Source organism: Streptomyces gottesmaniae, assembly GCF_031845845.1.
GTDB lineage: Bacteria > Actinomycetota > Actinomycetes > Streptomycetales > Streptomycetaceae > Streptomyces > Streptomyces akebiae.
Genome location: NZ_JAVRFJ010000058.1, coordinates 37813 through 49472, shown reverse-complemented (window position 1 = coordinate 49472; position 11660 = coordinate 37813). Strand labels below are relative to the sequence as shown.

Annotated in this window: 8 protein-coding genes; 4 read left to right on the top strand and 4 right to left on the bottom strand. The window is 72.7% G+C overall.

The window, feature by feature from the left end; all coding sequences use genetic code 11:
- Positions 1-1205 precede the first annotated feature (1205 nt).
- Positions 1206-2453 (top strand): hypothetical protein, encoded by a 1248-nt coding sequence (locus RM704_RS41490; RefSeq protein ID WP_157856679.1) that lies wholly within the window; start codon positions 1206-1208, stop codon positions 2451-2453.
- Between the two features lie 294 nt (positions 2454-2747).
- Here RM704_RS41490 and RM704_RS41485 read toward each other — a convergent pair whose 3' ends face one another.
- The 4 genes from RM704_RS41485 to RM704_RS41470 form a co-directional block, all read right to left on the bottom strand.
- Complete coding sequence (locus RM704_RS41485) at positions 2748-2906, bottom strand: DUF6760 family protein (protein ID WP_086786782.1); 159 nt, start codon at positions 2904-2906, stop codon at positions 2748-2750.
- Positions 2903-3478 carry a hypothetical protein gene (locus RM704_RS41480; RefSeq protein WP_033526821.1) on the bottom strand — a complete coding sequence of 192 codons (576 nt, stop codon included), beginning with the start codon at positions 3476-3478 and terminating at the stop codon, positions 2903-2905. Before RM704_RS41480 ends, RM704_RS41485 begins: the two co-directional genes overlap by 4 nt.
- Positions 3478-3921 (bottom strand): phage tail protein, encoded by a 444-nt coding sequence (locus RM704_RS41475; RefSeq protein ID WP_033526822.1) that lies wholly within the window; start codon positions 3919-3921, stop codon positions 3478-3480. Before RM704_RS41475 ends, RM704_RS41480 begins: the two co-directional genes overlap by 1 nt.
- A gap of 112 nt (positions 3922-4033) precedes the next feature.
- Entirely contained in the window at positions 4034-5611 is a 1578-nt protein-coding gene (locus tag RM704_RS41470; protein ID WP_033526823.1) for a phage tail sheath subtilisin-like domain-containing protein, read from the bottom strand.
- A 533-nt stretch (positions 5612-6144) separates the two neighbouring features.
- Here RM704_RS41470 and RM704_RS45675 point away from each other — a divergent pair.
- From RM704_RS45675 to RM704_RS41455, 3 genes are all read left to right on the top strand, one after another.
- Positions 6145-7995, top strand: a complete 1851-nt coding sequence (locus RM704_RS45675; protein ID WP_052145980.1) for an eCIS core domain-containing protein — start codon at positions 6145-6147, stop codon at positions 7993-7995.
- 109 nt (positions 7996-8104) lie between these two features.
- Positions 8105-9559, top strand: coding sequence for a hydrolase (locus tag RM704_RS41460; RefSeq protein ID WP_033526824.1), 1455 nt, complete (start codon positions 8105-8107; stop codon positions 9557-9559).
- Positions 9560-9655: 96 nt separating this feature from the next.
- Positions 9656-11074: a ricin-type beta-trefoil lectin domain protein gene (locus tag RM704_RS41455; RefSeq protein WP_033526825.1), complete on the top strand. Its 1419-nt coding sequence runs from the start codon at positions 9656-9658 to the stop codon at positions 11072-11074.
- The last annotated feature ends 586 nt before the right edge of the window (positions 11075-11660 follow it).

Genomic DNA, 11660 nt, shown 5'->3' with positions numbered 1-11660 from the left:
CCGGGGATGCGGGTGTGGTGGGCGGCACGGGGCCGGAGGTGGGGGTGCCGAGGCCCATGCGCCGCGTGCTGGCGGAGGTGCTCCGCTGCACGGGGGGTTGGTTGGGGCTGGACGCGGTCCGCTGTGGCTGCGCGGAGCTGCCGGGGGTACCGGAGTCGGTACCCGTACCCGTACGGGCGCCGGAGCCGGGTGAGGGGTTGGTAGCGGCGTCGGCGGGGGTTGGGCTGGCGCCGTGCGTCGGGCCGGGGGGGGGGGTGGGGGCCGCGCCACGGGGGCTGGCCGTTGTCCGTTGGACGGTGTCGGCCGCGCTGCGGGTGGGCGGGGCGGCAGCGGTCGCGGAGGGTGCTACCGACGGGCCAACTGCCGTGCCGCCGAGGTCGGTTGCCGTTGCACTGCGATCGTGTGGAGCCGAGGCGCCGACTCCGGGTGGCGTGGCTGCCGTACGGCTGGGGACGGCCGTCACTGGCCGCACGCCGGAGGGCCCGGTCGCGGCGGGCCCGGAGGCGGGCGCCGTTGCCCCGGGGGCCGAACGCGGGTGGGCAGGGTTGCCGGCGCCGGGTGTGGCCGGTGCGCCCGTGGGGCCGGTCGCCGAGCGCTGAACGTCGACGGACGGGGTGCCGGGGATGGGGGCCCGTGCGGCAGGGCCGCTGGGGGTCGTGCCGGGAGTCGTCGATGTCCGGGGCGTGGCGACCGCCGGGTTGCCGAGAGCGGCCCTGGACGGTCGGGCGTCAGCCGTCGCGTCGCCGGTTCCGGGCGCCGTGCCACCGGGGATGGCGGACGCTGCGTGAGCGCCGTCCGCTGCTGCGGTGGGGTTGGTGTTCGCCGCAGTACGGCTGGAACCGGTCGCCGCCCGTTGGACGGTGAGCCCGGAAGGCCCGGGGGCGGCCGTGGTGTGGGCAGGGTCGGTACGGGTGTCCGTGGAGCCGGCTGAAGTGGGGCTGGAACCGGTCACCGTCCGTTGGAGGTCGACGTCCGCGTGCCGAGGCGTGACCGGGATGCGGGAACGGTTGGTGCGCGTGTCAGTGGGGCCGGTCGTCGTACCGGCGGGGTCGGCTGCCGCGGCGCTGTTCTCGGTCGTCGCCCGCTGGACGTGCCTCTCGCCGTGCCCGGAGCCGCGACCGGGGTCGGATTCCGTGGCGACGGGGTCGCCTGCTGCGGCGCCGACCCCGGGGACTGCCCGCCGACCGGACCTGCCCCGTTCGGGGGTGGCAGGGGCGGCGCCAGTCCGCACGGGGCTGCCTGACGCGGCGCCGGCTGACGTCGTCGCCCGCTGGACGCTGACCTCGCCCCGCCCGGAGGGGGTGGGGCCGCCCGCGGACCGGCTGCCCGTGGCGTCGGACGGGGGCGCGATCCCGGCCGTTTCGCCCGCAGCGCTACGGGGGCTCGCCGGCGCACTGGCGGAATCCGGCGCCGTAGCGGCGGAATTCGCCGTCACGCCGCCGGAGTTCGTCGGTGCCGTGGCCGAGTTCGACGTCGCGCGGGCGGGCGGCGTCGTGGTGCCGGCGGAGTTCGTCGTACGGCTGGACTTCGTCACCGCGCCGGCGGAGGGCGACGTCGTACGGTCGGGGCTCGTCGCCGCGCCCGCCGGGTTCGACACCGTACGGTCGGGGTTCGCCGACGTTCGGCCGGAGTTCGACGTCGTACGGGCGGCGGTGTCGGGCGTCGTCGTCCGCTGGATGGCCAGCCCCGCGCGGGCGGGGTCGGCGGTGGCGTTGCCGGAGGCGACGTCGGCTGAGGCGCCCGACGCGCCGGCCGGGCCCATACCCGACTTCGCGGAGCCCGCTCCGCTCCCCGCCGATGCCGTACGCGCCGGACCGGCGGCCGGCGCCGGACTCGGTGACGTGGAGCCACCGGACGTCATGTGCCCGGACGACGAGCCGTCCGCCGCGGCCCGCCCGGGCGACGTAGCCCTCGGTGTCGTCGGCCCGGGCACCGTACGCCCGGACGAGGCACCGCTCGAAGTCGTCGGCCCCGTGGCCGTGCCCTCCGGTGCCCCGGCGGGCCCGGAGGCCTGTGGCCGCGCCGTCGGCAGTGTCCGGCGCTGGACGGCCGGTGAGGCCGGGGCCTTGGTCAACGGTGCCGGCCGGGTGGCGTGGGGCGGTGCGGGGGTGACCCGGGGGCCGGTCGGACGGGTCGGCGTGACCCGGTACGGGGCTCGCTGCACGGGCCGAGGGTCGACCGACGCGGAAGTGGAGGTGGGAGGGGACGGGGACGTGGACGCGGAGGCCGGGGCCTCTGGCTCGGCGCTCGCCACCGGCAGGGTGCGCGAAGGCAGTTCCAGGCCGGCGACGGGTGCCGCCGACGTGGTGAGGACGTTCCTGACCAGCCCACCCGGCGCGCCGGGCAGGACGGCGTGGGACAGGGTCCCGGTGAAGGACGGGTTCTGCCAGGTGCTCAACCGCCCGCTGAACCCGGCGTCCGCGACAGCGGCCCGCCCCCCGGTGGCCCGCTGAATCGGACCCAGACCCTCCCAACCACCGCCGGAACCACCGCGACCGCCGGAAGCAACCCCACCGACCGAAACCGCCCCGTCGACCGAGGCACCCGAGGTACCCGAACCGGTCACGGCATCCGAACCGATCACGGGACCCGAACCGGTCAAGGCACCCGTGTCGGCCCCGGCACTCGCGTCGCCCCCGGCACCCGAACCGCCCCCGGCCCCGCCGGCCGACGCACCGCCGTCAACCCCACCCCGGCGCGCCGCCGACCCGGCGGCGCCCCGCAGGCGATCCATGAAGCCCACGTGTTCAGCCCTCCGACCCGCCCCGTGTCACGAGGGACGCGATCTGTTCGGTGTAGCGGCGGCGGTCGTGGTGTTCGAGGTCGAGGATCTCCTCGAAGCTCCAGTGGAAGTGGAAGGCGACGTACGCGATCTCCTCGTGCAGCCGGTCGGTCGCGTACGTCACGATTCCCCCAGGCGGCTCCCGCCGAGTTCGACCTCGAAGGGCTCGGAGCAGTGGGGGCACTCCACGGCCGCGCGGGTGTGGCCCTCCGCGTTGACCTGCCGGTAGAAGTCCTGGAGGAACGCGAGGTCGGACGCGAACATGTTCTCCACGATCCCGTCGTGGACCATCGGCAGATTGCCCAGCCGGGTGATGACCCGGCCGAGCAGCACGACCGACAGATACGCCGGGTTCTCCTGGACCCGGACGTCGCGGAGCGGGATCAACTCGTCCCGGGCGGTGGCGAGACGCATCACGCCCTCCCGGTGGACGTTCCCCGCCTCGTCGACGTAGCCGCGCGGCAGTTCGAACGGGAACTCCGTCCGCAGCCGCTGCGCCACCGGCGCGACAGCCGGGGCCGGGGCAGGCGCCGGGGCAGGACCAGGAGTCGGTCCCTGCCCCGGCGCGACGGGAGCGAAGGCGGCGGGCGCCGGAGCCCCCGCCCCCTCCGGTCCCGTCACCGAACCCACCGCCGGGCCCGCACCCGGTACGTCCACGATCGAGCCCGCGCCCGCCCTGCCAGCCGTGCGCCGCATTACTCGATGACCAGTTCTTCGAAGACGATGGTCACGGTCTCGGTGAGCGCGGACGCCTCGCCGGCCTTCAGGGTGCTCGCGTCGATCTTGCTGCACCAGGCGTTGCGCATGTTGTACCGCTTCACCGGGTTGTTCTGGTAATCCATCATGATGATCGACGCGTTCTTCCGCGCCGAGCCCATCTGACCGTTGATCGAGTCGTTGATCCACGTGTTGAACGCGGCCGACTGCGTCATACCGCGGACCACGGTGCACTGCCCGTTCTTCTGCACACCGGGCAGAAGATTGACCTCGGGCCGGCCCTGGGCCGAGTTCTGCTGGTACGTGATGACGTCCTGTTCGAGGGTGAGGCCGCTGACCTCCGCGAGGTACTCGACCATCACCCCGTCGATCTGCAGGCCGAAATTGTGTGAAGTAAGGGCGTCACCCGGCGCGAGACTCATCTGTTCTGTGTCCTTCTAAGGGGCGGGGGCAAGGGGCTTGCGGAACGGCTGGTGCACGGACGCGGCTGGGCGCGGTCCGTACGAACGCGGCTGGGCGCGGGCCGGGAGCGGCCTACTCCTCCAACTCGCCGCTGCCGCTGGAGAACTGGGCCAGCCGGAAGATCACGAACTCGGCGGGCTTCACCGGGGCGATACCGATCTCGCAGATGACCCGGCCGAGGTCGACCGACTCCGGCGGGTTGGTCTCCTCGTCGCACTTGACGTAGTACGCGTCCTCGGGACGCTGGCCGAACAGGGCGCCCTGGCGCCACTCGTTGACCAGGAACGCGGAGACGTTGCGCCGGATCCGGGCCCACAGCGCGTGATCGTTCGGCTCGAACACCACCCACTGGGTGCCGATCAGGATCGACTCCTCCAGGTAGTTGAAGTACCGGCGGATGTTGAGGTAGCGCCACGCCGGGTCCGAGGACATGGTGCGGGCGCCCCAGACGCGGATGCCACGGCCCGGGAAGGCGCGGATGCAGTTGACGCCGATGGGGTTGAGCAGGTCCTGCTCGCCCCGGGTGATCTGGAGTTCGAGGTCCACCGCGCCGCGTACGACCTCGTTGGCGGGCGCCTTGTGCACCCCGCGCTCGAAGTCGTTGCGGGCCCAGACACCGGCCACGTGACCGCTCGGCGGGATCACCCTCGACTGACCGCTGGCCGGGTCGAAGACCTTGATCCAGGGGTAGTACAGGGCGGCGTACTTGGAGTCGTAGCCGGCGGTCTCCTGGCGCCAGACCCGGATCTGCCGGGCGTTGAGGCCGGGCGGCGGGTCGATGACGGCGACCCGGTCGCCCATCAGCTCGCAGTGCGCGATCAGACCGAGCTGGACCGCCTTGACGGCCTCCAGGTCGATCGCGCCCCGCTGGTAGGCGGCCATCAGGTCGGGCACCGCGACCATGGAGATCTCGTCCACGGCCTCCAGGCCGCCGAAACCGGTGCGGTCGGCGGAGTCACCGAGGTACTCGGCCGGGCCGGGGTGGGCGTCGTCGTTCCCGGCGGGCGCGACGGCGGCCGGGGCGGCGGGGGCCGCCAGGGCCACGGTCTGGTTGTCGGGGCGCGCGAGCTGCGCGGCCGGCGCCGTCTCCGTGACCGTGATGAGCTTGGAGCGCTCCTTGACCTGGGTGACGACGTAGTTGCGGCCGCCCTTCTTGGCGGTCACGTCGAAGGTCTCGACCGGCTTGTCGCCGTCCTTGACGATCAGTTTGAAGCGCTCGGCGGGGCCCTCGCCCTCCGGGTCGGCGACCTCGACGCTGAGGGAACCGCCCGCGATGGCGGTCACACTGAACGTGCCCAGCTGCTTCGGCTCGCCCGGCGGGAGCGCGGCGGGCGCGGCGGCCCCCGTCACGGCGGCCGGAGAACCGGCGGACGCGCTGTCCTGGGCCGTGCCGCCCACCCGGACGACGTACGCGGCGCTGCCGCCGTTGTTGAAGAACCCGTACACCGAGTGGGCGAGGTAGTAGCCGTCGGTGAACTCGCCGAAGGCCGCGACGAACTGGGACCAGTTGGTCACCAGGGTCGGCTCGTTCAGCGGACCGGTCGGGGCCAGGCCGACGAAGGCGGCCACCGAGGTGCCCACACCCTCGATGGGACGCGAGCCGCTGGCCACCTCCTCGACGTAGACGCCCGGCGACAGGTAGGACGGCATGCTCTGCTCTCCTTGGGGTACGAGACAGGTCGCCTCTCACCCTCACGCGCGAAGCGCGTCCCTCGAAACGTCCCGGAGGGCCGGGACGGGGGCAGTGCCGTTGCCCGCAGGGGCACACATGGGGGCAACGGCGGCTCTCCCTGCCCTCAGGACTGCCCCCGAGTACCTTCCGGGGCGGGGGCCGGTCCGGTAAGCCTGGTCGCCCGGAGCAGCTGTCGTCGAGCCGAGGAGCACCGGTGCGCGCGCGGAACGGAGCGAACGACAGGGAGCTAGTGCCGCGACAGGCAACGTTCGCCCCGTCGCGACGCCCGGCACGCCCTCTCGCCGCACCGGCCGAAAACCCAAGTACGTCCAGTACGAGGGCTTTCAGCCGGCACACCGAGAGCACGCACCGGACGCCGCTCCTCAACGGGCAAACGTCGCCTGCCGCGGCACTAGGCCGGACGGGAGACGAGCGGAGGCCTGGTCGCGTCCCGCCACCGGGGCCAGCCGCCGCGCTCCTGGCCCTGCAACGCGCCGCGGGCAACGCGGCGGTGGCCCGCGCCGTCGAGGAGCAGCGCCACCGGCACAGCGCGGACCGCGGATCCGACGCCCCGGTGCAGCGCTCCGCCGTGCACCAGGTCCTGCGCACCTCGGGACAGCCGCTGGACCCGTCGCTGCGCAGGGAGATGGAGGGCCGGTTCGACGGCGAGGACTTCAGCGGCGTACGCGTCCACACCGACACCGTGGCCCAACGGTCCGCGGCGGAGATCGGGGCGCGGGCGTACACCTCCGGCTCCCATGTGGTGTGGGACGGCCGGGACAAGCACACCCTCGCCCATGAACTGGACCACGTCCGCCAGCAGCGGCGCGGCGCGGTGCCCGGTACGGACGACGGTTCCGGCCTGCGTGTCTCCGACCCCTCCGACTGGGCCGAGAAGGAGGCGGAGGCCACCGCCCGGCGGGTCATGGGCGGGCCCGGACCCGTCCAGCGCGCGACGGACGGCCCGCGGCGCGCGGGAGCACCGGGTGTGTCGGGGGCGCCGGCCGGGCCCGCGGTCCAGCGCAAGGGGCACGAGACGCTGGAGAGTGTGGCGAACGCCCCCGCGAAGTCGCTGACCGGTCGGCTCGCCGGCTGGATCAAGGACAAGCCCGTCTCCGAGGCGGTGGCACCGGTGAAGGAGGCCGTCCTCGACTACGACCGGTCCACGGTCCGCGACCCGATGCACTGCATGACCGAGCTGGCGAACCTCCAGCTGCTCGCCCTGCCGATGCGTGAGGGCGCGCTCCCCGGTGACCTGCGCTATCTGGAGCAGGTGCTCGCCGCCGTCCGCGCCGAGATGGACGTCGTGGGCAAGCAGGTCGATCGCGACGGGCGCATGCCGGAAGCGGCGGCGGCGCCGTACAAGGCCATGACCGACCGGGGCACCATGTGGAAGGACCCCCAGTTCGCCCAGAGCACGGTGAACTTCCGCATGTCCGGCTTCGGTTACGTCCGGGAGATGTCGGAGCTGAACCGCGCGGAGCTCACGAAGGAGATCGGCGGCGCGGGCGGCAAGGCGTGGGTCAAGGACGTCAGGGCCAAGCTGGAGAACGAGCTGAACAACAGCGTGCTCGCCCACTACACCCAGCAGGAGCGGGCCGACGCGATGCTCGCCTCGGAGAAGAAGCTGAAGCCCAAGTCGGAGCTGGGCGACGCCGAGAACAACACCATGAACGTCGACGAGTTGGTGCTCGGCAACGACGGCTTCGTCTTCTTCTACATCGAACCCAGGGGCAAGACGGACCGCGCTCCCCGCTTCGGCGAGATCCGGCTGGAGCTCGGCATCGACCGGCTGGTGAGCGAGGGCTGGATCATGCTGAGCGACTTCATCCAGCGCGACTACCCCAAACTCGTCGCCCCCGCGAACCGGCCGGACCTGCCGGAGCACAAGGCGAAGTCGGGTCAGCGGGAACTGGCGCAGCGGCAGGCCGGGCACAAGCCGGTGCGCGAGTTCAAGCGGGGCGAGATCGAGGGGGACGCCCTGATGGGCATGGTCACCGCCTTCTCGGACATCGAGGACTCGGAGGAGCAGCAGGCGCACATGTTCGCGCGGCAGCTCGCGCTCACGGTGCCCGGGGACGAGATGGTCTACGGCCCGGAGAAGGAGCTCAAGCGGCCCGAACTCCTGCACAAGAACATCCTCGCCGGCTCGGACATCGTCCCCGGTCTGGTCGAGCGCGCGATCGTGGAGATCATCCGCTTCGAGCAGGCCAATCCGCCGCTGGCCCAGCGACTCAAGGCCATGAGCGGCGCCGAGCTGATGGACTTCCTGCTCCGGGACCTGCTGCGCCCGCAGGCGATGCTGCCCAACTCCGTCGACATCTCCGACGCCACGGTCACGAAGGTCAAGGGCAAGGGCTGACCGCCGTCCCAGGTCCGCCGGGGAACCGGTACGGAGGCTGCCCCTTGAGGCACGGAAGGCTGCCCCGGCGTCTCTGACCCGCCGCCGGGCACTGCCGTAGCGTCCCGGTGTGAGCCTTTGGACTTCCCTCGAACCCGCCTCCGCGACCGTCGACCCGGGGAGCAGTACGACCGTACGGCTGCGCCTGCGCAACACCGGTGACGTGGTCGACGAGTACCGCTTCGAGCCGGTCGGTGACATCGCGCCGTGGACGACCGTGGAGCCGCAGACGCTCCGGTTGTACCCGGGGACCACGGGGTCGGTGGAGCTGACGTTCGCCCCTCCGCGCACCCCGGACGCGACGGCCGGCCCGAACGCGTACGCGGTGCGGATCATGCCGACCGAGCATCCGGAGGCGACGACCGTTCCCGAGGGGAACCTGACGATCACGCCGTTCACGGAGGTGCGGGCGGAACTCGTGCCGCCGACGGTCAAGGGACGGTTCCGGGGGCGGCCGAAGCTCGCCGTGGACAACCTGGGCAACACCAAGGTCACCGCGTCGGTCAGCGGCAGCGACAACGGCGATCAGCTGTCGTACGACATCCACCCGAGCAACGTGCAGATCGAGCCCGGCCGTGCCGCGTTCGTGAAGGCCACGCTGAAGCCCCGGCAGATCATCTGGTTCGGGTCGAAGGAGGAGCGGCCCTACACCTTCGCGGTGAAGCGGTCGGGGGTGACACCGCTCGACGTCGAGGGCACCTATGTGCAGCGGAGCTTCCTGCCCGGCTGGCTCGCCACCTGCCTCGGCATCCTCCTGGCGCTCGCCATCACGTTCCTGACGCTGTGGCTCGCCTACTCGCCGAGGGTCGTCAGCGCCACCACGGAGCTGCGGGAGGCCGGCGTCAGTACGCTGCCGCCCTCCCCCTCGCCGAGCCTGTCGGCCCCCGCACCGCCCACGCCCACCCCGCCGCCCGTCTCCTCGGCACCGCCGCAGACGGAGGAGCCGAAGAGCGACGGCGCCGGCGGGAGCGGAAGCGGCGACGGGGGCGGCGGCTCCGGCGGCGGGGGCGAGGAGCAGCCGAAGAAGGCGCCGACCGCCGCGACCGCCGTGCGGCAGCTCGCCGCGTCCGACCCGGGCGGCCGGCACATCTGCTACCGCGCCTTCGTGAAGGGCAAGGGCTGGACGTCCCCGGAGTGCGACGGCGACACGGCCGGCACGGTGGGCCAGGCCACGCCGCTCACGGCCCTCAACATCGCGGTGTCCGGCGTCAGCGGCACCGCCAGCGCCGCCTTCGTCCACAACCCCGACTCGACGAACGGTCAGGGGCATTACGTGGAGCCCTGGTCGGGCGCGCCCGACGGCCTGGACAACTACATCGGCGACTCCAAGAAGGACGCCCCGGCCATGCTGGGCTTCACCATCAACGTCGACGACGGCGCCCGAGGGGTCTGCCAGTCGGTCCACCAGAAGGACAGGGGCTGGCAGAACCTGGCCTGCGACAAGCCCGGCGAAGGAGAGCACTACATCTTCGGCGGCACCCTGGACAACGGCATCTGGCTCGAAGCCGTCAAGTTCACCGTGTGACAAGGCCGTTGGGGCCGGGACCAGGTGGCCGTCGGGGCAGCCGGTCCTGCCCCGACGACTCCTGACCGCACACGTCCGGTCGCGTAGCGTCCCTCTGTGAGCCTTTGGACTTCGCTCGAACCCGCCTCCGCGACCGTGGACCCGGGGAGCAGTACGACCGTTCGACTGCGGCTGCGCAACACCGGTGACGTGGTCGATGAGTACCGGTTCGAGCCCGTCGGTGACATCGCGCCGTGGACGACCGTGGAGCCGCAGACCCTGCGGCTCTACCCGGGGACGACGGGCACGGTCGAGCTGACGTTCGCCCCGCCGCGCACCCCGGACGCGACGGCCGGGCCCAACCCGTACGCGGTACGGATCACGCCGACACAGCACCCCGAGGCGACCACCGTCCCCGAGGGCAACCTGACGATCACGCCGTTCACGGAGGTGCGGGCGGAACTCGTCCCGCCGACCGTGAAGGGACGCCTGCGGGGCCGGCCGCAGCTCGCCATCGACAACCTGGGCAACACGAAGGTCACCGCGTCGGTCAGCGGCAGCGACAACGGCGATCAGCTGTCGTACGACATCCACCCGAGCAACGTGCAGATCGAGCCCGGCCGTGCCGCGTTCGTGAAGGCCACGCTGAAGCCCCGGCAGATCATCTGGTTCGGGTCCAAGGAGGAGAGACCGTACGCGCTCGCCGTCCAACGGTCGGGCGTGGCACCGCAGTCCGTCGACGGCACCTACGTCCAGCGGGGGTTCCTGCCGGGCTGGCTCGCCACCTGCCTCGGGGTGGCCGTGGCGTTGGCGATCACCTTCGTGACCCTGTGGTTCGCCTACCAGCCCAAGGTCGTCAGCGCCGCGAGCGACCTCCAGCAGGCCGGTACGACCGCCCTGCCGAGCGCCAGCCCGTCCGCGATGGCCCCGGCGCCCACCGTCTCCGCGGCGCCCCTGCCCTCCGAGACGCCCGAGGCGCCCCAGCAGGAGGAGCAGCCCGAGAAGGAGGATCCACGTCCCGACTCCGGTTCGGATGCGGACTCCGGCTCGGGTTCCGGTTCCGGTTCCGGTTCCGGCGGATCGGGCTCCGGGTCGGACCAGGAACCGGACACCAAGGAGACGACGAAGAAGCCGTCCGCCGCCAAGGGGTTCTCGATCATCGGCCGGGGCTCGAACCGCTGCGTCGACGTCACGGACGCGGAGAACGGCAAGGGCAAGGACGGCACCCCGCTCCAGATCTGGGACTGCGCCGGCTCGGCCAACCAGAAGTGGGACTTCCGGGGAGACGGCACCGTGCGCTCCCTCGGCCTGTGCATGGACGTGGCGTGGGGCTCCCGGGACGACGGCGCGGTCATCCAGCTGGCCAGGTGCAGCGGCAACCCCGCCCAGCAGTTCGTGCTCAGCACCGAGGGCGACCTGGTCAACCCGCAGGCCGACAAGTGCGTCGACGTGAAGGACAACGCCACCCGCAACGGCGCCGACCTCCAGCTGTGGACGTGCGCGGGCACACCGAACCAGAAGTGGCGCGTGAAGTAGGCAGGGGCTGTCAGGTGGGGGGCGCAGCCGGGGGGCCGCCCCCCACTGGTCTCCGCCGGGCCGCTGCCCGCTGCCTTCGCCGGGTATCAGCCGTCCGGCGGGGCGGCGTAGGCGGCGGTGATGACGGTATTGCGGATGGAACCGTGGGTCGGCTCGAGGTCGCGGGTGACCGCCGCCGGGGCCGTTGTGGGCTGTCAGGGCGCCTTTGATGGATCTCCGCGGCGTCGCGACGCCCGGCACGCCGAGAGCACGCACCGGACGCCGCTCCGTCTCCCGCGGAGATCCATCAGAAGCGCCCCAGCGGGGACACCGGCCGGAAGCGGCGCGTGACGTAGGCGCGGGCCGTCCGGCAGGGGCGCAACCGGGGGGCGCCCCCAAGGGCCTCCACCGGGCGCTACCCGTTGCCTTCACCAGGTGCCAGCCGTCCGGCGGCGGCGTAGGCGGCTGTGACGAGCGCGCTGTGGATGGAACCGTGGGTCGGCTCGAAGTCGTGGGTGACCACCGTCGGGGCCGTTGTGGGGGTGGGCGGGGGCACCGGCCAGTAGTGGCGCGTGACGTAGGCGCGGGCCGTCCGGTAGGCGCCCCC